We start from the raw sequence: 24,899 nt of genomic DNA, 5'->3' as shown, positions 1-24,899 counted from the left end.
GATTATTTCATGATGAGCTTGTTTCTGAAAGCATCTTGTTTCAGCTGCTTTTCAAGCTTTTTTATATCTTTCTTTTTCATTACAGTGACCTGCATGGAGATGTTCTCCAGAGGCCTGTCGTTCTGATCACGCGCAGCACCCGCAATTGCGTCGACCATTTCAAAGCCTTTTACGATTTCTCCGAACACAGTGTAATTCTGATCAAGAAACGGGGTTCCGCCGACAGTCTTATAGAATGCTCTTTGTTGGACGGGGATCTTTCTTCCCTTCAGGCGCACCTTTTCAACGCGGTCGAGCTCTTCATCGGTATAGGTTTTGCCTTGTACGAGATAAAACTGCGAACCACTTGAAGCTTTAGCGGGATTGTCATCCCTGGCAGCAGCCAACGTTCCTTTTTTATGGAACAGGCTATCGTTAAACTCAGCGGGGATGGTATACGCCGGCCCCCCATCTCCCAACATCTTACCAGGCGCTGCGTTCTTCGAGTCAGGATCACCACCCTGAATCATGAATGACGGGATTACCCGGTGAAAGAGCGTATTGTTGAAATAGCCACTTTTAGCGAGCTTAATAAAGTTATCACGATGAAGAGGGGTTTCGTTATAAAGCCTGATAAACGCTTCTCCCTTGTCCGTTTTAATGCTTACATATTGCGACTTGGTGCTCCCCCCGAACAACTTGTCGAATATATCTATTCGCACCTTGTGCTTATAAGAACTTGAGTTAGCCCCGAAAACCAAAGAAGAACATGTTATAGTAAGCAAAAGCAGGGTAGAAATTATACGCTTCATTATTGTTCGAAATAGTTTACGATGAGTGATTTCATTAACATTTCCTGTTCTAAAAGGGTATAGCTCGGTATTTCTTTCACGAGCTTCCAGTGTGGCCAACCATCCTGATCCAATCCTTCCAGTTCATAGAAGCCCATCTCACTAAATAGCCGGCAGTTTGCGATGTGCATTAACTCTTCTTTCTGTCGTTTCGAGAACTTTCTCGGCCCTTTTCCCAGTTCCTGAACTCCAATCAGAAAGAGCATAACTTTAATATCCGGCTTTTCTGTATCAAAGTCGGCAGCTATTTTATCCTGCAGTTCAGCCCATCTTTTATTTATTTCAGCAGGTGTCATAATGTATATTCGATTTAAATACAGGCAAACTTAATAAAGTTGCCTGTAGGTACGCGTATTCCTACAGAATTAAAGCTTTTAAATAAACAAAATTGCACTGAGATTATTATATAGGAAGAGCTCTACTGACACCCGCTTATCCTTCTATTTATGGCCGATCAGATATCGAGTTATTTATCCACAGAATACCCCTTTACTTCATTGTTAGATAAGGTTTTATTAAAATGAGGCCTCTGTTGTGGATAAGTCTATCGATGTTTTCTTCATTTTCTTTTGTTATTTTAATCACTAGAAGGCTGCTAAGATCATTGAATATACTTTAAGTTGATTGCAAACGTTCTTTAAACATAGATATTTATGGAAGAAGATTTTGAATTTGAATTCTCGGAGGATCCTAAGTTTTCAGTAGAGCGTTATGAAGAGATGATCAGAAATGAGGATCAGCTTTTTTTCGACGCCAGGGCTTTTGAAAATATCATCCAATTCTATTTTTCACAGAACGATGCTGTTAAAGCCTTAGAGGTGGTTGAGTATGCCATAAATCAACATCCCTTTGCTCCTGTATTCCTATTAAAGCGATGCCAGCTTTACATGGCCACCAACGAGATTGATAAAGCCTTCGAAGCACTGGATAAGGCCGAAATACTAGAGCCTTCAGATCCGGACATTTACCTGCTTCGGGGAAATATATATGAGTCTCTGGATCGTCATCATGAGGCCCTGGAGAATTATCAAAAAGCGTGCGGTCTAGTAGATGAAAGCACGGACGAAATTTTAGTCCAAATTGCCCTCGTCTATCAGAATATGAATGACTATGAGAATGCAATTGCCAATCTGAAGCTTGCTCTCGAGCAGAATATGATGAACCAGGACGCGCTATATGAACTTGCGTTTTGCTACGACGTTACGAACCGTCAGGATGAGTGCATAGACTTTTATAAGCAGTATATAGACAACGACCCCTACTCATACCCTGCATGGTACAATCTTGGAAATGCATACCATAAGATCGGCCTATACGAAAAGGCGGTAGATGCTTATGATTATGCCATCCTGATCAATGAAGAATTTGCTTCTGCATATTATAATAAGGGCAACTCACTTATTCACCTCGATAAATATGAAGAAGCGATCGAAGTTTTTAAACAGTCGGTGAGCTTTGAAGTTCCGAATGCAGATACACTTTGTTCTCTTGGTGAATGCTATGAGAAGCTCGAGCAAATGGAGGAGGCGCGCTTACATTATAAGAAAGCCGTGAAACTCAATCCGGACCTCGGCGATGCCTGGTATGGAATTGGAGTAACCCTCGATGCAGAGGGCAGAATCTTTGAATCGCTACACTATTTCAAAAAAGCCCGTGATTCCGATGAGTCATTTCCAGACTACTGGTTTGGAATTGCAGACGCAAATTATAAGCTTGGAAATCTGGAAGCATCCGTAGAGGCTTATCAAAAAGTTGTGGAATTGAATCCGCTTGATCCGGACGCATGGTTAGACTTCTCTTCTGTTTTGTACGAACTCAACGAACTGGAGAGAGCAACAGAAACGATTCTGGAAGGCATAAAAAACAACCCGGATGCGGCTGAGCTTTATTACCGGATGGTAGCTTACATCCTGGCCACCGGAAAGTTCAACGAGGCTCTTGAAACCTTGGAAACAGCTCTGAAGATTGACCCCACAAAACACGAAATCTTATTTGAATACCTGCCACAGTTACAAAATAATAAGGTGGTTATAGAGATCATCAATAAGTACCTCATTTAACAGTTTTAACCAAAATTTTGTATTAATCCAATACCTTTAACCTCAGTATTGGATTTTTTTTTGAGATTTGTAGCCGTATGTTAAATTTTAGTTTAAAGAACGTTCCACTTAGAACCCTTAAACCCCGCGACCATGGATTGACGATGGTTATGGATAAGGGACTAAGCATAAGGGAGATTGAAAACTTACTGGAAGTAGCTGGTCCTCATATAGATATTGTCAAACTAGGATGGACAACCTCCTACGTTACACCCAATCTGGAAACGAAACTAAAGGTCTATCACGATGCAGGTATTCCTGTATATTTCGGAGGGACGCTTTTCGAGGCATTTGTCATCAGAGATCAATTTGACGATTACCGACGCGTACTCGATAAATATGGAATGAACTATGCAGAGGTTTCTGACGGTTCAATCGATATTCCTCACGATGAAAAGTGCGATTATATTCGTCGGCTAAGTGAACAGGTTACTGTTATCTCTGAAGTCGGATCAAAAGACGCACAAAAGATCTTCGCCCCATATAAATGGATCAAGCTTATGAAGGCAGAGCTTGAAGCAGGATCATGGAAGCTGATTGCAGAATCGCGTGAAGGAGGGAACGTGGGAATATATCGTGAGTCGGGAGAAGTTAGAGAAGGTCTGATAGACGAAATACTCACTGAAATTCCAAAAGATAAAATTATCTGGGAGGCTCCGCAAAAGGACCAGCAGGTATGGTTTATTAAGTTAATAGGCGCTAACGTTAATCTTGGAAATATTGCACCTGCAGAGGTTATTCCATTGGAAACTATTCGCCTGGGATTGAGAGGAGACACGTTCAATCACTTCCTCAACTCTTTATAATAACAGCGAGTGATATGAAAAGATTTGGGCTGATAGGTTATCCGCTGGGACATTCATTTTCTAAACTCTACTTCACTAAGAAATTTGAAGAAGAGGGACTTGAAGATCATGTTTATGAACTCTATCCTATAGAGCACCTCAGTGATTTTGAGAATCTGATTAATTCAAACCGTGACTTGTGTGGACTCAATGTAACGATACCGCACAAGATCGGCATTATGTTCTATCTTGATAAAATTGACGCAGATGCAAAAGCGATTGATGCCGTAAACTGTATCAAAGTAATAAAAGGCAGACCTCTTGAGTCTTTTTTCACGGGAGAGGTCTCGTCAATGAAGATGCGTCTGGAGGGTTATAATACAGACTGCTACGGATTTGAACTGTCGCTTAAACCACTATTAAAAAAGCATCATACTAAGGCCCTTGTCCTCGGTAGCGGAGGCTCTTCCAGAGCTGTAACCTATGTACTTGGAAAATTAGGCATTGATTACCAAATCGTTTCCAGAAAACGCTCAAGAAAGCAGATTCTTTATTCTGACCTGTCTGCTGAATTGCTTTCAGAACACACCCTCATTATCAATACGACGCCTGTAGGGATGTCTCCGGCAGTGGATGCGTGCCCCGACATTCCTTATGAATTTCTTAAGGACAAGCATCTGCTTTACGATCTGGTTTATAACCCTGCGGAGACTATGTTCCTGAAGAAAGGTAAAGAGCAAGGGGCGACTATCAAAAATGGTGAGGAAATGCTTCATTTGCAAGCTGAAAGGTCCTGGGAAATATGGAATAGCTGATATGAGGTTAGGAGCCATCTTTTATCTGATTCTTGCCACGGCGATATTAAGTGTCTCCTGTACCGAAAATTATTCACCCAAGCCACGGGGATTCTTCAGAATTGAGCTTCCAAAGAAGTCTTACCAGCGCTATCAGGGGCCTTGTCCCTTTTCGTTTGATTACCCAAGCTATTCTGTTATAGGTCCTGACAAGTCAGAGAATGCTGAACCCTGCTGGCAGAACATCAACCTCCCCCAGTTTAACGCAACGATCCACATTAGTTATCATCCTGTCGGATCAAAGAAAACGTTGGACGAGCTGTCTGAAGATTCGCGAACGTTTGCATTTAAGCATACATCCAAGGCTACCTCGATAGACGAGGCCAGAATAAACAACCCCGGTAAAAGGGTTTACGGCGTTTACTACACTATCGAGGGAAATGCGGCCTCATTCGCACAATTTTATCTGACCGACAGTACACGTCATTATCTTAGAGCGGCGCTTTATTTCAACGAGGAGCCTCGTGCAGACTCTATAAAGCCCGTCTTGTCCTTTCTCAAGAAAGACATGGACGTCATGATCAGATCGTTCCAATGGAAGTAACAATTCAAGAAACCAGCTATGATACATATTAAGTCCTTCGTCTGCAATCCGTTTCAGGAAAACACCTATTTGCTTTATGACGGTACTAAAGAGTGCGTCATTATTGATCCCGGGATGTACACAGGTACAGAGCAGAACGCAGTGGTCAGGTTTATTTCCGAAAATAACCTCAAGCCTACCCTCCTGCTCAATACTCATTGCCATATTGATCACGTTCTCGGCAACAAGTTCGTATTTGACACCTATGGATTGCTTCCTCAATTTCATGAGGGAGAGTTGCCTGTCATCACCTCTGTTTCGGCATATGCGGCTCCTATGGGGATTCAATACGAAGTCTCTCCCTTACCTTCCAGCTATCTGGCTGAGACAGGAACCCTCAAATTCGGAAACAGCGTTCTGGAGCTTGTATTTGCGCCCGGACACTCTCCTGCCCACTTATGCTTTTACAGTGCAGAGGATCGCTTCCTGATAGGCGGAGATGTCTTGTTTTACCGGAGCATCGGTCGCACCGATCTTCCTGGGGGTAACTACAATCAACTTCTGACAAGCATAAGGGAGAGCATTTTTAAACTTCCTGATGATTGTACGGTTTATCCAGGACACGGCCCGGAAACAACAATAGGCTTTGAAAAACTGAATAATCCGTTTTTAAGTTAGCTGGAATGAACACTCCCTTATTTATCGCCAAACGTTATCTTTTCTCGAAAAAATCGATTAATGCTATCAACATTATTTCGGGAATTTCGACGTTGGGCGTTTTTGTCGGGAGTGCTGCATTAGTTATCATCTTATCGGTCTTTAACGGCTTCGAGAACGTTGTTCTATCCATGTACAACACTTTTACTCCGGAGATTATTATAGAACCGACGAAGGGCAAGAGCTTCGATCCGGGAACCACAGCCTTTTTATCTCTAAAAAAAGACTCCCGCATCAGCAACTATACTGAAGTTTTACAAGAAAAGGCCCTACTCAGATATGGAGACCGGCAGCATATTGCACTTGTGAAGGGGGTAAGTGATGGTTTCCTGAAGCGAAAACAACTCGACAGCACCTTGCTGGAAGGGAAGTTCATGCTTCATAAAGGCAACACACAATATGCCGTCGTTGGATCACTGGTGCAGCTTTATCTTACGCTGAACATTCATAATGACTTTGAACCCCTCAATATCTACTCTCCTCGAAAGGGTGCTGGTAATTCAATAAACCCTGCTGATGAAATTACACTGAAATCCATACATCCAGTCGGTGTATTTCAGATTCAGCAACAATTTGACGAAACCGTTATCGTGTCACTTAACTTTGCAAGAGATCTATTAGGAGAGGAAAAGAATGTTTCGGCTATTGAAATCTACCTTAATCCGGAGACGTCTGTTGAGGAATTTCAACGTGAAGTGACGGAAAGACTTGGCGAGGGCTACATTGTAAAGAACAGAATACAACAAAACGAACTCCTATACAAAATTCTCAACTCTGAAAAGTGGGCAATATTTGTCATACTCACTTTCGTTTTAATAATAGCTGTGTTCAATATTGTAGGATCACTTACCATGTTGGTAATCGATAAAAAGAAAGATATCGTGATATTGAACAGCATAGGCGCCAGCAAATCTTTGATTCAGCAAATTTTCTTCATGGAAGGCATGATGATTTCCTTGATCGGCTGTATTTCCGGGATGGCTGCAGGACTTGCTTTCTGCCTTGCTCAACAACATTACGGTTTTATCACGATGTCTGACTTCATAACCGATGCTTATCCCATAGGCATCAAACCCACGGACTTTATTCTGGTCTTTCTAACAGTAACGACCATTTCGGTTATCACCTCTGGAATATCATCAAGGCTAAGCGTAAAAACCCTTAGCCAGATGAAAGAACAATTATAGATACCTTTCTGAGACCAGGTAATTGGTCACGTAGTCTTCTACTCCCTCCTCAAGAGTATGGAATGGCTTGGTATAACCGATCGAACGGAGTTTACTCATGTTCGCTTCAGTAAAGTATTGATATTTGTCCCGTATATCTTCAGGAGTCGGTACAAAGGTTATTTGCGGTTCTTTTCCCAGGGCCTTAAACGTGTTGGTTGCCAGATCCAGGAATGTTCTGGCTTGTCCGGATCCTAAATTGTAGATACCAGAGTCACGTCTGTGATGCAGAAAAAAGTACAGTACTTCCGTCACGTCTTTCACATAAACGAAATCACGCATCTGTTCTCCATCTTTAAAATCAGGATTGTGGCTTTGAAACAATTTCATTCCCCCCGTCAGCTTGATCTGATTGAACGTATGGAAGATGACTGAAGCCATTCTCTTCTTATGATATTCATTAGGACCATATACGTTGAAAAACTTCAAGCCTGCCCAGAAAAAAGGCTTGGTGTCCTGACTGAGTGCCCATAAATCAAAATTATTTTTTGACTCTCCATACGGATTAAGCGGTTTCAGTTCACTTAAAGCGCTTTCATCATCGTCATAACCACTTTCCCCCAGACCATAGGTAGCAGCTGAAGATGCATAGACAAGCGGAAGACCAAACTTCACACAGGCATTCCATACTTCTTTAGAATATTCAAGATTAAGCCGGTTCAGCAGATCGTAGTCGAACTCGGTCGTATCTGTACGCGCCCCTAAATGAAACACAAACTGGATGTGCAGATGATTCGCAGCTATCCATTCAGGAAAAAGCTCACGTTCAACCAACTGGGAGTATTGCTTTCCTTCGAAGTTTTTGTTCTGTTCAGGTCTTGAGAAATCATCTACCAATACAAGGTCCTTGAATCCTTCGGTATTGAGTTTCTGAATAAGGCAGCTACCGATAAAGCCCGCTGCACCTGTAATTATAATCATGATGGGTGATGGCTAAATTATGAAAGAAATAAGTCTTGTTTGACTTGTGGAATAATACCAGCGCCAACTGCTTTTGAAAACATCAACTCAATAGCATGGCGGCCTTCCGGCCCCAAATCTACAGAATAATTATTTACGTAAAGCTCAATATGCTTGTACATCACCTCATCATCCATCGCTTGCGCGTGACTGCGGATGAACTCGATTCCTGACTCAGGATGAGCGAATGCATACTCTACACTTCTTCGGATGATTCTGTTCACCTTCTGCTTGATATCGTTACTCAGACTACGCTTGATAACGATTCCGCCAAGGGGAATAGCACAACCAGTTTTCTCTTCCCAGAATGCACCCAGATCTATAACCTTGTGCAAACCTTTTTGCTGATAAGTAAACCTATTCTCATGAATGATAAGACCTAGATCTACTTTCCCGCTAAGCACTGCATCTTCAATTTCAGAAAACACCATCTCCACTCTGTCTTTCACCTGAGGAAATGCGAGTCCAAAAAGAAAGCTCGCCGTGGTAAACTTACCAGGTATTGCAACTTTCGCATCTTTCCCGACATCCCCATAGCCTAGCTGCTCCCGGGATATCACCAGAGGGCCCACGCCATAACCAAGTGCACTACCCGAGTCGAGAAGGACGTAATTATTGACGCAATATGCATAAGCATGGAAGCTCAGCTTGGTTATATCAAGTTCCTGACTGAATGACTTTTGATTTAACGTCTCCACATCATCGTAAAAAACCTCAAAATCAAGACCTTCTGTATCGATCTTTTGATGTATCATCGCGTCGAAAATGAACGTATCATTCGGACAAGGAGAAAACCCAAGTTTTAGCTTCATCAGATTGCAGTGTATATATTTATTAAACGTCTATTAAGCATTTCAATTGCTAAAGGGATATTCCAGCGGGACTTGTCTCGTCTCTCCACGTAATTGGATATTGATCTTAGCTGCGCTGAGGGGAGCCCCACCTGATCGCATGAGTAAAAAAAAGCTGCACCTTCCATGGTCTCCACGGCAGGATTCAGTCGCTCTGAAATCGAAGCTATCTCCATATCATCACCATGCACACAATTGACAGTAATGCCCCTAACACCCTTGTGAGTCGAATACAAACCTTCTAAAGGCCCACCTTGTAAAGGAGTAAATACCGATTTACCAAACCCTAATTCTTCAATCGGCAAAAAGGATTGTCCATCCATTGCACCGAGCTCAGAGAAGCAATCTCCAGTAACGATCACGACCTCCCCCAGTTCGATGTCTGTCGAGAAGCTGCCGGCGATGCCCGCGTTAACCGCGAAATCAAACTTGTCTGTTGCCAGGATATTTCCCATCGAAAACGCGGTAGCAACCATTCCTACACCCGTAATTAAAACAACAATCTGATTTCCATTTAGATAATTCAATCCGCTCTTCAGGCCGAAGTGAGAAAGAAAAGGTGCGATTTCAAATTCTGTTGCCGAGACGAGAAGCGATTTCATTGCACGAATATACAGAAAGCATCATCCTGCCAAATCATTTAGAAATCAGTTTTGATTATATTCGCACCTTAAGATTGATAAATGATATACATCACCCGACGAGAACAGTTTAATGCAGCACACAAGCTATTCAGGGAGGAATGGAGTAACGAGAAAAATCTTGAGGTTTTCGGTAAGTGTTCCAATCCAAACTGGCATGGACATAACTATGAGCTATTTGTGACGGCAAAAGGAGATGTTAATCCTGACACCGGATATGTGCTCGACCTCAAGACACTTAAAGACATCATCAGGAGGCATGTGGTTGATAAACTAGATCACAAAAACATCAATCTTGATGTCGATTTCATGCAAGGAAAAATGGCATCTACGGAAATCCTGTGCGTGGAGATATTCAATCAACTGGAAGTACCTGTCAAGGAGACCGGAGCAATACTCCACAAGGTGAAACTGGTAGAAACAGAGAACAATTACGTCGAATATTATGGCCGCTAAGGCACTATTATAAAAAATGAAAGAACACGATTTAAATCATTCAGGAGAAGAAAGCGAAATAGGCTATGTGAAGGTTGATCGGTATGATCCGGCAAAGATTGAGCGAATTGCATCTCACTATTCAGAGATTTTGGCTGATCTTGGCGAAGACCCTCAGCGTGAAGGATTACTGAAGACGCCCGAGCGTGTAGCCAAAGCTCTGCAGTTTTTAACTCATGGTTACGACATGAAGCCGGAAGAAATCTTGAAAAGTGCCATGTTCAAAGAGGAATATAGCCAGATGGTTGTCGTCAAAGACATCGAAGTTTACTCGATGTGCGAGCATCATCTTCTTCCATTCTTCGGGAAAGCTCATATCGCATACATTCCAAACGGGCATATCGTAGGGCTCAGCAAGATCCCCAGAGTTGTTGATGCATTTGCAAGAAGACTGCAGGTTCAGGAACGCTTAACAAACGAGATCAGAGACTGCATACAAAGCACGCTTGCGCCTTTAGGCGTTGCGGTGGTTATCGAGTGCAAGCACTTGTGTATGTCGATGAGAGGTATCCAAAAGCAAAACTCTGTTACCACTACATCAGCCTTTACGGGCGCTTTCGCCAATGAAAGAACCCGTTCAGAATTCCTAACATTAATAACAGCAAGCCTCGACTAGTCAGGCTATGAATATTTAACAAATGAAAGCATATATTTTTCCTGGCCAGGGTGCTCAATTTACCGGAATGGGTAAAGACCTGTACGAACAAGAGACAGCTAAACAGCTTTTTGAGCAAGCAAATGATATTTTGGGATTCCGCATTACCGACATTATGTTTAATGGAACGGAAGAGGAACTCAAACAGACAAATGTTACACAGCCTGCAATATTCCTGCATTCTGTCATACTGGCAAAGTCCCTTGGATCGTCCTTTACTCCCGACATGGTAGCAGGTCATTCCCTCGGAGAATTTTCTGCTTTAGTCGCTGCGGGAGCTATGAAGTTCGAAGACGGTCTCAGGCTGGTAGCTGCCAGAGCAAACGCTATGCAGAAAGCCTGTGAAATACAGCCTTCTACAATGGCTGCCATTCTCGGACTCGATGACTATACAGTCGAAGAGGTTTGTGAGATGGTGAGCGAAATTGTCGTTCCTGCGAATTATAACTGCCCGGGGCAGCTGGTTATTTCCGGAAGCATCGAAGGCGTAGACAAAGCCTGCGCGTTTCTTCTTGAGAGAGGAGCTAAAAGAGCGCTGAAACTGAATGTTAGCGGCGCATTCCACTCCCCGTTGATGGAGGCTGCCCGCGCTGAACTTGCGAGCGCGATCGAAGCTACTACTGTAGTATCTGCGGTTTGCCCCATCTATCAAAACATAGATGCCAAACCATACGTAGATTCTGAATCCATTAAGCATAACCTTATTGCTCAACTTACCGGCCCTGTGCGGTGGACCCAAACTGTACAGCGGATGCTCGAAGATGGAGCAACCTCATTTACGGAAGTTGGCCCAGGAAATGTACTGCAGGGATTGGTAAAGAAAGTAAATCGGACCATACCTACTGCCAGCGCAACAATCTCCTAACCACAACAGAGATTTTTACCTTCGCATTAATTTTTGGTAGCATAAAGCCATATCTTGTTTAAATTAAAACATTATATGGCTTTATGTTTTAAATACGTATCGTGAGTGCAACTTTCAAAATCCGGATTCTTTTATTCTTATTAACCCTCAGCTGCGCTGTTACAGCGATCACAATAAACCTGACGTTCAACAAGAATGAACTATTAGAATTTGAAGCGGGTACCCTTGAGAAACGCTTGCAGGAAAAGGAGAGGTTCATTCGTGACTACCTCAATGATACTTCTAATGTAAATGCCTTAAAACAAGCTCATAGCAATTCACAGACTGCACTCCATCTTATCGACGAATTTCGGGACAAGCGTCGGATCTATGTCTTCACGTACGAAAAAAATGAGCTGCTCTTCTGGGGAGGAAACCGTATTTCACCCAATACTGACGCAGGATTAAAGATCGGAAGCAACCGGATCAAAACTCAAAACGGTTGGTATGAGGCTATCAAGAAACAATTCGGAACGTTCTCAGTGGTCATGATAATTCCCATTAAAGCGGAATTTAAGTTTCAGAACACCTACCTTAAAAATACGTTTTCAGAAGACCTGATAAAGGATAACAACCTGGAGATCGCCAGTCTCGACGATAAGAAGACCTACAACATCAAAAATATAGACGGCGAATTCATTGTTGCAGTAAAGTTAAAATCTGCAATAACCAATACGTTTTATTCGGCGCTGGAGCTGTCACTGTGGTTGTTAACGGCGTTCTTTGCAACGCTATTTATCAATTTCGTTTGTATCTTCGTCGCGAACAAAGGAAATATAAAAACGGCTATCAGCTTGTTTTTCGTCTACTTCCTTGCTTTAAGATTGCTCACGCTCTACTTTCCCTATCTCGATACGCAGTTTAATGTAAGTCTCTTTTCTTCCCGGCACTTTAATGATGGCTTTTTTCTCCCCTCCCTGGGTGATTTTCTCTTAAACTCCATAATCGTAAGCTGGTTCCTCGCTTTTATATACAGCTACAGAAAAGAACTTAAGCTTACCGACTACCCCATAAGTAAAACGGCAGGCGTCATTATCTTCTCCCTTTTAGGCCTCATCGTCTATTTTGTTGCAAGCCAGCTTAGTGATCTTTTCTATGCATTGATCATCAAGTCCAACATCAACTTCGACCTGACTAATATTCTGAATCTTACATCCCACAGCTGGATCTCCATACTCATATTATACATATCAGCATTCAATCTCTATCTGCTGCTTGAAATTATTCTTTCCATCGGCGATAAGCTTCCAATATCCAATCAACTTCGTTTCAAAGTCTTCATCAATGGAGTGATTATTCTGCTGATCGTTCACCTCGTGGTGGGAATGATCAACGCATATATCCCCCTTTTCTGCACCATATTGTTTATACGGGGTTATTCATTCTACACCAGAAAGTCGGGCTATCGAATGGTCATCTTTCTCTTCTGCGTCTTGATTTTCTCCATCATCGCCTCCATAAAACTGTCTTCGTTTCAATTTGAAAAAGAAAGAGAACAGCGTAAAGTGGTCGCCTATAAACTGGAGTCTGCCGATGATCCAAACGCAGTTCTTCTCTTCATGTCGCTGGAGCAGGAAATCAGGAACGACGAAATGATCAAGACTTATTTCCGCACGAAAGGCGCCTCGAAGAGCAAGCTCGACGAAGACCTCAAAAAGCTTTACTTCGATGGATATCTATCCAGATACGAGTTCGAGACCTATACATTTTACCCTGGGGAAGAATACAGCTCTGCCGACAGTAGTCAGATTCGCGGATATAAAGACCTGGTTATGGCGGGATCAATTAAGGTATCCGAAAACTTCTACAGGGTAAACAATACATTCGGTTTCCAAAATTACTTCGCAATACTTCCCGTTACAGATAACGGAGAACACACTGGAACAATTATTCTGGCGCTCACATCTAAAACCTTCAAAAACCCCGGTACGCTGCCTGAAGTCCTGATCGATAGCAAGATGAACATCGACAAAGAATTGAGCAATTACTCATTCGCTTTTTATCTCGACGGGCACTTGTTGAATCAAAACGGCAGCTATACCTATAACCTCATAAACAGCGACTTTCCGGGCAAGATTAACCAGTTTGTGTTTACGGAGAAGGAAGGCTATAGCCATGTTATTTATCAGTCGAACAGCAAAAAGCTCATTGTCGTTAGCCGCCCCACCACGACCCTTATCATGAAACTCGCATCGGTGTCTTTCATGTTCCTGGTGATGATCATCCTGACCATGTTTATGATGATCATTTATCAGTTATGGGTCACCTTTCACGACGAACGTTTTATCACTGAACACAACGGATGGAGTGCACTATTATCCAGGCACAAGATCTTGTACAAAACACGGATACAAGCTTCTTTGGTTGCCGCTATCGTATTCACTCTACTCATCGTCAGCCTGATAACATACTTCAGCATCAGCCGGCAGTTCAAAAAAGAGCTGGAGGCCGACGTTATACAGCAGGCAAATCAGGTCAATTCAGGACTAGAGAAAAACAAGATCTTCAAGAATGGCAAAATTCTGGAAAACGAGGACATTCTGCGCACCTTCTCTGAGATCAATGCGACTGACCTCGCCTTGTTTGACGTGAACGGAAAGCTTTTATTCACCACTCAGTATAAGATCTACGATAATGGATTTCTGGAGCCCCGAATGAATGCAGTGGCATTCCAGTATCTAAGAGGTCTCCAACGCTCTGAACTACTAAACCAGGAACTGATCGGTCAGCTCCAATACATAACAGCCTACCGGCCTCTTCGAAATGCCAGAAACGAAACCATCGCATACCTCGGGATCCCTAAGTTCTCTTTCGAACACGACTATGATATGCGAATCGGGCAGTATTTGAATACACTGATCAATGTGTATGCCCTCGTGCTTATTGTGATCGCCCTGTTCGCTATATTCCTGGCTAATCAGATCACTTTCCCGCTAACGCTTGTCAGCAAGAGTCTGAGTGAAATCAGCATAGACGGCAAAAACGAACCGATCAAATGGAAGAGCAACGATGAAATAGGTAGCCTGATCAAAGAGTACAATAACATGATACGTGCTCTTGAAGAAAGCGCCCAGAAGCTTGCCCGTTCAGAAAGGGAATCTGCCTGGAGAGAAATGGCCAAACAAGTTGCCCACGAAATCAAGAACCCGCTTACACCGCTAAAACTTGGCGTACAGCTTCTTGAAAAGTCCTGGAAAGAGCAGGACCCTAACTTCAGCAAGAAGTTTGAACGCTTCAGCAAGTCGTTTATTGAACAGATTGAAAGCCTGGCTCTTATTGCTTCTGAGTTTTCCAACTTCGCAAAGCTCCCTGACACTCCTTTTTCGCGGATTGATCTTGTCGAAATTGTGAACAGGTCAATAGAGATCTATGATAATTCAGACGATCTCAACATTGTATTTGAACACGAGTCCCCTCAGGTAGTGGTAAATGGCAGCAAAGATCACCTGCTCAGAATCTTCAACAACCTCTTCAAAAATGCACTTGAAGCTATTCCTCCGGGAGTCACGGGACTCATAAAGGTAAGTATGGAAGTTCAGGGACAAACAGCACTGATTAAACTGGCGGATAATGGAAAAGGCATACCAGAAGATTTAAAAGACAAAATCTTCAATCCAAACTTCACTACGAAGAGCTCAGGAACAGGTCTCGGACTCGCATTCGTGAAACAGGCTGTCGAAAATATGCTTGGTACGATCGATTTTATAACAGAACAGGATAAGGGAACCACATTTTCGATTCGTGTGCCGCTCGCCGGAGAATAATTATTTAAGCTGGAACATGGTCTTGCCCATGGTATATCCGTCGGCATACAAAACGACAGTGTACTCCCCTTTTTTAAAGGGCTGAGCAGGATCCCAGTCTACGCTGTACAGCTTGCCAAAAGAATTGTCAAACTCAATAGAGGTCTTGTACGTGTATTGCAGCTGATCGCCATCCGCGTCGAAAAGAGCACTGCTGTCAGATGTGATCAGGTTTCCGTCTGGATCGATTATACGGATAAAAACATCGTGTAGACCTTGTTGTGCAACCGTATTCTCAGCAACCGTGAACCTGATCTTCAAACGCGTTGCTGCACTTGCACGCGAAACCTCCGACTCTTTGCCGTTATTTCTGATTTTTACTGTCGATACAGCGATGTTAGCCACTTTGATCGCAGCGGCAATTCTCACCTTATTACTGAGCTCTGTATTTGCCTTTTCCAGCGTGGAAGCCCGTTCGTTAATATTCGCAACTGTTGTCTGTAAGCTATCCCGTTGTTGTGTTAACTTGACGTTTTTCTTTTCCAGGACTGCTAGGTCTGCAGTATACCGTGAAACGAATGACCGTAGATCCGTAATTTCCTTCTGCGCTCTGGCAAGCTGACTTTCCGTCAATTTTCCTTGCCTCAGCTGCTCCCGCAACTCGTTGATCTTTACCCTTGCCAGTTCCTGGCCTTCTTTAAGCTCCGTAGAAAGATTGACATTCGCATTCTTCGACCGGTCAAGCTCAGCTTCTATCCTGTCAATCTCAATCTCCATACGCGACTTTTCATCTGTAAGCGTGACTACCTTTTCTTCCGACTTTTTGTCCTTCAGAAATACGTACGCATTGGTTCCTAAAAGGGCTATGATAACCAGTATCAGAAAGTAAATCTTGTTTGAATCCTTTGATGGACCGGTGGTCTGTTCAGGAGCTTCGTTTCTCATAATAATACAATTTATCCAGGCATAGCAAGGAAAAATAACTTAAAGTAACAAAGACGAAACTAATAACATCTTTCAACACGTTCAACAAAATCTATACATATATTTTCGTCAAACCGTCTTTTATAACCTTGTATATACGTTAACGATTTAAAATTAAACGAAGTATCTTTGTTTTTTTGCGGCAGTACGCCAAAACGAAGACATCTACCTTACTGTATAAAAATAGCGATAATGAACATTTTTAAGTCCCTTCTATTTTCCTTAATATTCTTTTGTTCCCTTGGCCACACTTTTTCCCAGGATATTTATCAGCACCCGGCGAACCCAAAAAGAGAGTTCCGCGGAGTCTGGATCGCTACTGTAGCAAACATCGACTGGCCCTCCAGACCAGGGCTCACAACCGACCTTCAAAAAAAAGAACTCCTGCGCATCTTTGATGAGCATCAAAAAAGCGGAATAAACGCCATCATCTTACAGGTGAGGCCCGCCGCTGACGCCTTCTACAGCCAAAGCAACGAGCCATGGAGCAGGTTCATCTCCGGCAAACAGGGTCGAGCTCCCTCTCCTTTTTATGATCCGCTGGCTTTTGCCATAGACGAAGCGCACAAGAGAGGCATGGAGCTTCACGCCTGGTTCAACCCATACAGAGCATCCACCACCTTGTCGCCCACAGAACTTAGTAACGACCATATCTCCAGGAAAAACCCACACTGGTTCTTCAACTACGGAGGGAAGAAGCTCTTTAATCCTGGCCTGCCTGAAGTGCGCGACTATATCGTTGAAACCATTATGAACGTGGTAAGGAATTATGACATCGATGGCGTACACTTTGACGACTACTTCTATCCTTATCCTGAAAAAGGCCAGATCATCAGAGATTCAGAAGAATTTTCCCAATACGGCAAAAACTTCAAGAATATAGGCGACTGGAGGCGACATAACGTCGATACATTGATTCAGACGCTCTCAGAAAGCATCCACAAAGAGAAAAACTTTGTAAAATTTGGAGTAAGTCCTTTCGGGATCTGGAGAAACAAGTCTCAGGATCCGACCGGCTCTGAAAGCAATGGTCTCGATGGATATGGGACTCTCTATGCTGATGCTAAAAAATGGGTCCGGAATGGATGGATAGACTATATCAATCCTCAGATCTATTTCCCTTTTAACAACCGTGCTGCTGCCTTTGAAAAGCTTACCGACTGGTGGAGCGATAATGCTTTTGGCAAACATGTATACATCGGGCAAGCGGCCTACCGGGCCATTGAAAGACGTCAGGGCTGGATGAACTGGTCCCAGATCCCTGATCAAATCCGATACCTGAGAAATAACAACAGGATTCAGGGGAGCGTATATTTTAGCTCAAAATCCCTCACCGGAAACTATGCAGGTCTGCAGGATTCTTTGAGACAGAACTTCTATCGACACCCTTCTCTACCGCCTCAGATGCTCTGGAGAGATGACAGTCCTCCTCAATCACCCATCAACCTGATGGCCATGACATCCGGAAACGACAAAGTACTATTAAACTGGAATGAGCCTTTGCCATCCAGAGACGGAGATAAAGCCTACGGCTACGTCGTGTACCGCTTCAACAATACCGAAGCAATCGACATTCAGAACCCTGAAAAAATTGTTAGCATCAGCTATCAGAATAAAACCACGTTTGTCGACTCCCATCATGTCCCGGGCACCTACTTATATGTAGTCACGGCACTAGACCGGTTAAAAAATGAGAGTTTACCATCAAACCATGCAATGGTGTCTATTCCTCAAGCGAACTAAAAGTCATGAACACTGCTCTGCAAAAGCTGACAAACTCCGCTGAAAAAACGTCAAGAACCATCATAGGTCTGATGTCCGGCACATCTATGGATGGATTGGATGTGGCTCTTACCAGGGTGAGCAGCTATGGCCGGAACACCTCAGTCGAGCTGCTCCGGTTTGAAACAGTTGCTTATCAGCCTGAGTTTCGTGAAGACCTGCAATCCATCTTCTGCAAAGAATCGGTCAGCCTGCAACGGCTTACTCTGCTGAATGCTGTCACAGCAAAGGTCCACGCAGATATTATTCTGGAATGCTTAAAGAAGTGGGACATAGCAGCCGATGAAATCGACTGTATCGCCAGCCACGGTCAAACCATCTACCACGCACCAAAGAGCCTGCACGCTTTAGATCAATACCCGAATGCAACGTTACAGATAGGTGATGGCGATCATCTGGCGGTAAGCACCGGAATAACCACCATAAGCGACTTTCGGCAAAAGCACATTGCTGCCGGAGGTGAGGGTGCCCCTCTGGCACTCTATGGCGATCAGATCCTCTTTGCATCGTCAAACGAGAACAGAGTACTGCTCAACATCGGCGGGATATCCAATTTCACTTACTTACCGGCTGATGAGCATCAGGAAAGCGTCTGCACAGACTGCGGGCCAGGAAACACCCTGTCTGATCTCTTGGTCAGCGAGCACTTTCAAATGCCTTTCGACCGGAACGGTGATATCGCACGCAGCGGTGAAATCAATTCTCCCCTCCTGAAGGCACTGCAGGATCAGCCCTTCTTCACCAGAGATCTTCCGAAAACAACGGGACAGGAGCTGTTCAATAAAGAATTTGTTGACAAGGCATTGAAGAAAGCAGAGATTGATACTATAACTCCTGAGGACCTCATTACAACCGTTGCAGAACTTACGGCCTCTTCCGTAGCTGCATGTATTAACGAAGTAACGAAGGGAGACCCGTTTACAGTTTATGCAAGCGGGGGTGGTGTTCACAACGGGTACCTCATGGAGAGCCTCAGAAAGAAGATACATCCTAACCCGGTATCAGACATAGATGAATTGGGAATTCATGCAGATGCGAAGGAAGCGGTGCTGTTCGCCTTACTGGCAAACGAGACAATCTGCGGATCCGCTCTTGAAAGCGGGGCAGGCCCACGAATAATGATGGGAAAGATCTCCCTCCCCATTTAAAAAGACAAGCCCATCATATGGACGGGCTTGTCTTTAAACTTACAATATTTTAAAACCAAGGCTTAGCTGCCACAGGTTTTGTTTCTTGATCGCGTCGTTTTCACTAACGTCGGTCAATCCGGCCTCATATCTTAGGTCAACCGTAACATTCGAAATGTCTACGCCCGCACCAAACTGAGCAGCCCAATTCTGATCCTTGTAGTTACTTGCCTTATAAGCATCCAGAACATCATTGCCTGACAGATTCTTATCCAGTACAAAAGAAACAACAGGTCCGGCCATAAAGCGCACGTTTACCGGTCCAAAACCAACTTTCGATCCCAGCAAAACCGGTACGTCAAGTGTCGTGAACCTTATTTTACCTTCAGCGTTTACTCCTGCTCCGTCATTGTCAGATTTGAACTCCCCGCCCTTACCCGCAAGGTAAGCTTCCGGCTGTACATAGAATCCTGCGGCCCCGACACGAGCCCATAGACCAGCCTGATAACCAAGCCGGTTTTCGTCACTGGCAAAGTTAGATTCCAGTTTCGCAAAGTTAAGGCCGGCCTTCAAGCCCAGATTAAAAGAAGGCAACTGGGCAGAAGCACTGCCTCCAAGGCCCATTAACATAATTCCAAATAATAAAATCTTTTTCATAATCGTAATCTAAGGGTTTGAGATCAATAACAACCACAAGCGTATAAAGTTGCCAAATGTAAGGTTCAATCGCTTGTTTTTAACACGTATTATTTCATAATTTTACCGCAAAGAAAATCATGGCGGAAATTAGCATTAGTACAGCGGACTGGGAAAGACTAAAATTAAAAGTCAGAAGGAAATACAGAGAGCTTTCAGAGGAAGATCTTGCCTATCAGGCTGGTCAGGAAGAAGAGCTGATTCAGAGACTCATGGTCAGACTAAAACGGAACCGTGAATACGTGGTATTTACCCTTAAAAAAGGCCTCGTCAATATCGACAATAACAGACTGTAATATCTGCGGTCCAAATATTACGCTTGCTTCGTAATATTCATCTTCAAATGGTATATTTATAATCCTGCACTGCATCTATCTTTACGTGCAATAAGAATGGATTATGTTGAGCCTGAAGAAGCATTCAAAAACACTTAGAATATCCGCATTTACGGGGATAGCACTATTCTCTCTTGCCTTTAGTGATGACTATTTCGAAGCATCCAAAAGCCTGGAGATCTTTAACTCCCTATACAAAGAAATTAATATCAATTACGTAGATGATATTAATTCTTCCGAAATGATTCAGACAGGTATTGAGGCTATGCTGCAAAGCATGGATCCCTATACCGAGTATGTTCCCGAGTCTGATATGGAAGACTACCGCCTCAGATATGTAAGTACCCAATATGGGGGCATCGGCACAAGTATCTATCAGCGAAACGGAAAGTTCCTCGTTGCCGAGGCATTCGAAGGCTTTCCCGCTCAAAAGGGCGACTTGAGGGCTGGTGATGAGATCATCGCCATTAATGAGCTTTCTCTTAAAGGAAAGCCTTACGAGTCGGTGAGTTCCATGCTGAAAGGCCCGAGAGGCACCAAACTAAACCTCACGGTTCTGCGCCCCGGCGAAAAAGAACCTCTCAAAAAGCAATTGGTCCGAGATGAGATCACTCAACCCAATGTGAGTTATTCAGGATTGATTAACGATAAAATCGCTTATATTAAGCTGGATAAGTTCCTCGAAAAGTCCGCTTCTGAAGTCGAGAACTCCCTGGCAGTGCTACTGAAACAAAAGCCGGAAGGTCTCATCCTCGACCTTCGCTCTAATGGTGGAGGCATACTCCAGGAAGCAGTAAAAATCGTCAACCTCTTTGTAGACCCCAATACCATTGTGGTTACCCAGAAAGGAAAAACGAAGGAGAAATCTTTTACTTACAAAACTTATAACAAACCCATGGCGCCCAAACTGCCACTGGTAGTCCTCGTAAACGGCCGCTCAGCATCTGCCTCCGAAATCGTAGCAGGAGCCTTGCAGGACCTCGACCGCGCTGTCATCATCGGTCAGCGCAGCTATGGTAAGGGACTTGTGCAGCAGAGCTTTAATCTCCCCTACAACAGCCTGGTAAAGGTCACGGTAGCCAAGTATTACACACCTTCCGGAAGATGCATCCAATCTCTTGATTATACACATCGCAGGGAAAATGGCGCGGTGGTTAAAGTTGCCGACTCTCTGATTACTGCTTATCAGACAAAGGCCGGCCGCACGGTTTACGATGGCAGTGGTATCTATCCGGATAAATTCATCAGTCCGGTTAAATACAGCCCGATAGCAGGCACCCTACTTTCTAAACGCTTCATCTTCGATTACGCCACGCTGTACCGCAATACGCATCCCACAATCTCCGGCTCCAGAACCTTCGCTCTCACCGATGAAGAGTACAAGGCTTTCGTCACTTACCTGTCCGATAAAGACTATAATTACTTCACAAAAACAGAGAAACTGTTGAACGACCTGAAAACAGAAGCCGAAAAAGAAAAAAAGATCTCAGAAATCCAGACAGAATACAATGCGCTGAAATCGAAAGTATCCATCAGCAAGAAGAACGACCTGACGCAGTTTAAGCCTGAAATAAAGCGCCTTCTAGAGAACGAGATCGTCTCCCGCTACTTCTTCCAGAACGGACGTACAGAGAACAGCTTCAACTCGGATAAGGATATAGCAGCAGCAGAGGAAGTCCTCCTGCATAAAACCCTCTTTACCTCTATCCTCAAAGGAAATGGTGATTACAGCTCTATTGGGAAGCCGGTGCATGGCTTTACAGCAAGCATTTCTGAAGATGAATAGCCGCACATATCATGAACATTGAAGAGTACCGCGATTTCTGCCTAAGCCTGAAAGGAGCAAGCGAGAGCTTTCCCTTCGGAGACGATACCCTGGTGATGAAGGTAAAGGATAAAGTTTTTTCTCTGGCATCTCTTGAGGGCCTCTTCTCCTTCAACGTCAAATGTGATCCTGAAAAGGCAGTCGACCTTCGGGAACGCTATCCCGACGTTCAGCCCGGCTATCACATGAACAAACGACATTGGAATACCATTCACGTTACCGGTGCCGTTCCTGACGATGAGCTCAGAGAGTGGATCCGCGACTCTTACAACCTTATCCTGAATAGCCTGCCCAAAAAGCTCCGGATGGATATATGATGTTTAAGCTTCTAAACCTTCCTAAGGGTTCTTTGTTAATTGAACATGAGAAAAACGACACCTGAACTAGCTTTGGCAGCCATTCTATTGGGCTCGGCTGCCTTGGTCATACGTAAATTACTTCAGAAACCTCTTGACACCGTTCCCCATGTTGAATTGGAAAAGTATCTTGGTAAATGGTATGAAATAGCAGCTTTCCCTCAGCGATTCCAGAAAGGATGCACCTACACCTCCGCACATTACAGCCTGAACCCCGACAAAAGCATTTCCGTAAAAAACGCCTGCATTGCAAATGGCGAAGAAAAGATCGCCGTTGGTAAAGCTAAAATCACCGATAAAAAAACCAATGCCAAGCTGAACGTGCAATTCCAATGGCCATTCACAGGCAAATACTGGATACTTGAACTGGCACCAGACTATAGCTACGCCATGGTAGGACATCCTAACCGCGACTACCTTTGGATATTAAGTCGCAAGCCCTGGATGGAGATGGATGTTTACAAAAAACTGCTGATGTCGGCCGACCGGAAAGGCTTTGATATCTCCAGACTCCGTATCACACCCCAGAAGTCTAACGACTGATTTTTCTAATGCTAAACTTCCTGTATATTTAGCTGCATGATGCCGCTATACAGCTTTACCAAAGGTCAGATACTTCCTCTTTCAATAGTCTTCATGCTATTGACTTCCATTCTGCCTTCCTGCAACAGAAAAGAAGAGAAAATACGGCCTTCTTTTAAGCCTGTGTTGGGCATGCAGTTTATTGAATACCGCAGGGAGTTCGACAATGGCCTCGCATTTAACGAGTATGGCTTTCAGCAAGAACCCGCCTGGAAGCTATATTTCTTATCAGAAGACTCCGTCATGATCTATAGTCCTTTTGAAAAGAAGTACTATCACTATCCCATTTACCACGATCATGACTCCGTATTCAATATTGCCCGGGAGTGGCTAAGACTGAAGCAACTCAACAAAGACAGCCTTACCTTTCAGCTCTTGTCTGTAGACCGCAAGCAGGTATCCCGCGAGAGGTCCAATGTACTGATGAAGTTCTACTCCTATCGCTATCTCGAGGAAGTTCTGAAAAAGGATCCTGTATTTCTCAGGAGACCAGGACCTCAGGATACCCTTTTCATCAGGTCCCTCGTAGAAAGAGCAAACCGGAATCCCGCCAATGCAGACAGCAGCTTTGCTGCGCGGCAGCCCGTGCAGCTCGTTAGCACTATTAAGGAGATCAAAGTAAGCAAGCTGGGACTGGAATATGACCCCAATAATCTTCTGAATATTAGTTCCGCCGACACCTATCTAAAGCCTGAATATTCCATAACCATTGATAAGGCTTATAAAGATTTTTTCCATACGTTCACGGTACTGGTTGACCAAAAAGGACGGTTCCATGTTGACACATTCATCACCAGTCCGGAGTTCACAGCCTCCCGGCGGAAAGTACTCGAAGGAATTGTAGATGTCTACCTGCAACGTTTCCTTCAGGTCGTCCCCGGCTCTACGCTCGGAATGCCCCACACCAGTCAGATCACGTTTCATGTGAGGGGTAAAAAGTAACATTTCCACCACAATTGTATCATAATCAGGACAATTGAAATGTTAAATTTGTTAAAATAGGACACTTATCACTTGCGCCTTTGGATAATTTAGTTAGATTTGCAATGCTCGTGTCAGACCTTATGACACAAGAGGGCGTTTAAAAGTACTGTTGTTTAACTTTAAACGAAGTTTAAATGGGGAAAAAAATGATTGTAGCGATGTTAATCGCTATTATGTACGTGTCTAATACCCAGGCGCAAACTAAAAAAACTGTAGAGGATCCTGACAATCTTGCCAAGGATTACTTCTCCCAGATCATGGGAATCGCTGTATCAGCTACATCTAATGTTAAGCTTTACCAATTTGTTTATGACTGGATCGGTACTCCTTACCGTTTAGGCGGTGATACCAAAAGAGGAATTGACTGTTCAGGTTTTGCTTTTCAATTGTACGATAAAGTGTTCAATACAGTTATCGGCAACAATTCCAGAAACATTTTTACCATGGTTAATCCCGTAAGTAAAGATGACCTTAAAGAAGGTGATCTGGTATTCTTCAAAATAAAAAGCCGCGCAATCTCACACGTAGGCGTTTATTTAGGAGATGACAAATTTGCTCATGCCTCATCAAGCAGAGGTGTTACAATCAGTAATCTGAACGAGTCCTACTGGAAGCGTTACTATTACAAAGGTGGAAGACTTATCGAGTCTCTGAAAGAACAGTTGTAAAAACTCTGTTCAAAAAGCGGGGGTTGATATGAAAGCAAAGGCTGTTCATATCAACCCTTTTTACATTTTAGCCACGTCGCGTGTGTTCTTAACCAGGCCAATGCCGGTAAAGAAGAATATCAATCCCAAAATTCCGTAGACAATCAATTCCCTTGGTGAGCCTGATTGCTGAACAAATCCAACAGCGGCATAAATCAGTCCTACAATACCTAGTATTGTTAATATAGTACCAAATGTTCTCTTTAAGTTCATAGTGTATATGTTTGCCATCTGCTAT

The 24,899-nt window shown here is 43.6% G+C and carries 26 protein-coding genes; 18 read left to right on the top strand and 8 right to left on the bottom strand.

Annotated features, from left to right (window positions below):
• Positions 1 to 2: 2 nt before the first annotated feature.
• Both ACO1NU_RS10475 and ACO1NU_RS10470 read right to left on the bottom strand, forming a co-directional pair.
• A complete protein-coding gene (locus ACO1NU_RS10475) occupies positions 3 to 701 on the bottom strand; it encodes a peptidylprolyl isomerase (RefSeq protein ID WP_448818424.1) in 699 nt (232 codons plus the stop codon).
• A gap of 89 nt (positions 702 to 790) precedes the next feature.
• The gene (locus ACO1NU_RS10470; protein WP_448818423.1) at positions 791 to 1,126 is read right to left on the bottom strand and encodes a hypothetical protein; all 336 of its coding nucleotides are present in this window, start codon (positions 1,124 to 1,126) and stop codon (positions 791 to 793) included.
• A gap of 357 nt (positions 1,127 to 1,483) precedes the next feature.
• On the opposite strand from ACO1NU_RS10470, the gene ACO1NU_RS10465 reads away from it, so the two are divergent.
• The 6 genes from ACO1NU_RS10465 to ACO1NU_RS10440 all read left to right on the top strand — a co-directional run bounded on the left by ACO1NU_RS10465 (position 1,484) and on the right by ACO1NU_RS10440 (position 6,995).
• On the top strand, positions 1,484 to 2,890 hold the full coding sequence (locus ACO1NU_RS10465) for a tetratricopeptide repeat protein (RefSeq protein WP_448818422.1): 1,407 nt from the start codon (positions 1,484 to 1,486) through the stop codon (positions 2,888 to 2,890).
• Between the two features lie 77 nt (positions 2,891 to 2,967).
• Positions 2,968 to 3,735 (top strand): phosphosulfolactate synthase, encoded by a 768-nt coding sequence (locus tag ACO1NU_RS10460; protein WP_448818421.1) that lies wholly within the window; start codon positions 2,968 to 2,970, stop codon positions 3,733 to 3,735.
• Between the two features lie 14 nt (positions 3,736 to 3,749).
• Positions 3,750 to 4,529, top strand: a complete 780-nt coding sequence (locus ACO1NU_RS10455) for a shikimate dehydrogenase family protein (protein WP_448818420.1) — start codon at positions 3,750 to 3,752, stop codon at positions 4,527 to 4,529.
• Between the two features lies 1 nt (position 4,530).
• Complete coding sequence (gene gldD / locus ACO1NU_RS10450; RefSeq protein ID WP_448818419.1) at positions 4,531 to 5,112, top strand: gliding motility lipoprotein GldD; 582 nt, start codon at positions 4,531 to 4,533, stop codon at positions 5,110 to 5,112.
• Positions 5,113 to 5,130: 18 nt separating this feature from the next.
• A complete protein-coding gene (locus ACO1NU_RS10445) occupies positions 5,131 to 5,769 on the top strand; it encodes an MBL fold metallo-hydrolase (RefSeq protein WP_448818418.1) in 639 nt (212 codons plus the stop codon).
• A 5-nt stretch (positions 5,770 to 5,774) separates the two neighbouring features.
• Positions 5,775 to 6,995 carry an FtsX-like permease family protein gene (locus ACO1NU_RS10440; protein WP_448818417.1) on the top strand — a complete coding sequence of 407 codons (1,221 nt, stop codon included), beginning with the start codon at positions 5,775 to 5,777 and terminating at the stop codon, positions 6,993 to 6,995.
• On the opposite strand, the gene rfaD is transcribed toward ACO1NU_RS10440, so the two are convergent.
• The 3 genes from rfaD to mqnB are packed head-to-tail and all read right to left on the bottom strand — an operon-like array spanning position 6,990 to position 9,447.
• The gene (gene rfaD, locus ACO1NU_RS10435) at positions 6,990 to 7,955 is read right to left on the bottom strand and encodes an ADP-glyceromanno-heptose 6-epimerase (protein WP_448818416.1); all 966 of its coding nucleotides are present in this window, start codon (positions 7,953 to 7,955) and stop codon (positions 6,990 to 6,992) included. The genes ACO1NU_RS10440 and rfaD overlap by 6 nt on opposite strands.
• Positions 7,956 to 7,972: 17 nt before the next feature.
• Positions 7,973 to 8,806: a 1,4-dihydroxy-6-naphthoate synthase gene (locus ACO1NU_RS10430; protein WP_448818415.1), complete on the bottom strand. Its 834-nt coding sequence runs from the start codon at positions 8,804 to 8,806 to the stop codon at positions 7,973 to 7,975.
• A complete protein-coding gene (mqnB, locus tag ACO1NU_RS10425; protein WP_448818414.1) occupies positions 8,806 to 9,447 on the bottom strand; it encodes a futalosine hydrolase in 642 nt (213 codons plus the stop codon). The genes ACO1NU_RS10430 and mqnB overlap by 1 nt, the downstream gene beginning before the upstream one ends.
• 81 nt (positions 9,448 to 9,528) lie before the next feature.
• On the opposite strand from mqnB, the gene ACO1NU_RS10420 reads away from it, so the two are divergent.
• The 4 genes from ACO1NU_RS10420 (at position 9,529) to ACO1NU_RS10405 (ending at position 15,304) form a co-directional block, all read left to right on the top strand.
• Positions 9,529 to 9,942 carry a 6-pyruvoyl trahydropterin synthase family protein gene (locus tag ACO1NU_RS10420; RefSeq protein ID WP_448818413.1) on the top strand — a complete coding sequence of 138 codons (414 nt, stop codon included), beginning with the start codon at positions 9,529 to 9,531 and terminating at the stop codon, positions 9,940 to 9,942.
• Positions 9,943 to 9,958: 16 nt separating this feature from the next.
• Complete coding sequence (gene folE, locus ACO1NU_RS10415) at positions 9,959 to 10,597, top strand: GTP cyclohydrolase I FolE (RefSeq protein ID WP_448818412.1); 639 nt, start codon at positions 9,959 to 9,961, stop codon at positions 10,595 to 10,597.
• A gap of 22 nt (positions 10,598 to 10,619) precedes the next feature.
• Positions 10,620 to 11,501: an ACP S-malonyltransferase gene (gene fabD, locus ACO1NU_RS10410; protein ID WP_448818411.1), complete on the top strand. Its 882-nt coding sequence runs from the start codon at positions 10,620 to 10,622 to the stop codon at positions 11,499 to 11,501.
• Positions 11,502 to 11,602: 101 nt separating this feature from the next.
• A complete protein-coding gene (locus ACO1NU_RS10405; RefSeq protein WP_448818410.1) occupies positions 11,603 to 15,304 on the top strand; it encodes an ATP-binding protein in 3,702 nt (1,233 codons plus the stop codon).
• Here ACO1NU_RS10405 and ACO1NU_RS10400 read toward each other — a convergent pair whose 3' ends face one another.
• Positions 15,305 to 16,228, bottom strand: coding sequence for a hypothetical protein (locus tag ACO1NU_RS10400; protein ID WP_448818409.1), 924 nt, complete (start codon positions 16,226 to 16,228; stop codon positions 15,305 to 15,307).
• Positions 16,229 to 16,459: 231 nt separating this feature from the next.
• Here ACO1NU_RS10400 and ACO1NU_RS10395 point away from each other — a divergent pair, with 231 nt between their 5' ends.
• Together ACO1NU_RS10395 and ACO1NU_RS10390 are read left to right on the top strand one after the other, a co-directional pair.
• Positions 16,460 to 18,010: a glycoside hydrolase family 10 protein gene (locus ACO1NU_RS10395; RefSeq protein WP_448818408.1), complete on the top strand. Its 1,551-nt coding sequence runs from the start codon at positions 16,460 to 16,462 to the stop codon at positions 18,008 to 18,010.
• Positions 18,011 to 18,015: 5 nt separating this feature from the next.
• Positions 18,016 to 19,197 (top strand): anhydro-N-acetylmuramic acid kinase, encoded by a 1,182-nt coding sequence (locus ACO1NU_RS10390; RefSeq protein WP_448818407.1) that lies wholly within the window; start codon positions 18,016 to 18,018, stop codon positions 19,195 to 19,197.
• A gap of 39 nt (positions 19,198 to 19,236) precedes the next feature.
• Here the strand turns inward: ACO1NU_RS10390 and ACO1NU_RS10385 are convergent, their stop codons facing one another.
• A complete protein-coding gene (locus tag ACO1NU_RS10385) occupies positions 19,237 to 19,833 on the bottom strand; it encodes a porin family protein (protein ID WP_448818406.1) in 597 nt (198 codons plus the stop codon).
• Between the two features lie 119 nt (positions 19,834 to 19,952).
• Between ACO1NU_RS10385 and ACO1NU_RS10380 the strand changes: the two genes are divergently transcribed.
• The 6 genes from ACO1NU_RS10380 (at position 19,953) to ACO1NU_RS10355 (ending at position 24,622) form a co-directional block, all read left to right on the top strand.
• Positions 19,953 to 20,168 (top strand): hypothetical protein, encoded by a 216-nt coding sequence (locus ACO1NU_RS10380; RefSeq protein WP_448818405.1) that lies wholly within the window; start codon positions 19,953 to 19,955, stop codon positions 20,166 to 20,168.
• Between the two features lie 103 nt (positions 20,169 to 20,271).
• Entirely contained in the window at positions 20,272 to 21,993 is a 1,722-nt protein-coding gene (locus tag ACO1NU_RS10375) for a S41 family peptidase (protein ID WP_448818404.1), read from the top strand.
• An 11-nt stretch (positions 21,994 to 22,004) separates the two neighbouring features.
• On the top strand, positions 22,005 to 22,349 hold the full coding sequence (locus ACO1NU_RS10370) for an MmcQ/YjbR family DNA-binding protein (protein ID WP_448818403.1): 345 nt from the start codon (positions 22,005 to 22,007) through the stop codon (positions 22,347 to 22,349).
• Positions 22,350 to 22,394: 45 nt separating this feature from the next.
• Positions 22,395 to 22,931, top strand: coding sequence for a lipocalin family protein (locus tag ACO1NU_RS10365; RefSeq protein ID WP_448818402.1), 537 nt, complete (start codon positions 22,395 to 22,397; stop codon positions 22,929 to 22,931).
• 36 nt (positions 22,932 to 22,967) lie between these two features.
• Complete coding sequence (locus ACO1NU_RS10360; RefSeq protein ID WP_448818401.1) at positions 22,968 to 23,912, top strand: hypothetical protein; 945 nt, start codon at positions 22,968 to 22,970, stop codon at positions 23,910 to 23,912.
• A gap of 176 nt (positions 23,913 to 24,088) precedes the next feature.
• Entirely contained in the window at positions 24,089 to 24,622 is a 534-nt protein-coding gene (locus ACO1NU_RS10355; RefSeq protein ID WP_448818400.1) for a C40 family peptidase, read from the top strand.
• Between the two features lie 60 nt (positions 24,623 to 24,682).
• On the opposite strand, the gene ACO1NU_RS10350 is transcribed toward ACO1NU_RS10355, so the two are convergent.
• Positions 24,683 to 24,874 (bottom strand): hypothetical protein, encoded by a 192-nt coding sequence (locus ACO1NU_RS10350; RefSeq protein WP_106292459.1) that lies wholly within the window; start codon positions 24,872 to 24,874, stop codon positions 24,683 to 24,685.
• Positions 24,875 to 24,899: the final 25 nt, after the last annotated feature.

This window comes from Arcticibacter sp., assembly GCF_053551015.1.
Note: the sequence above shows the minus strand (reverse complement) of the source record. Positions and strands in the feature narration are given on the sequence as shown.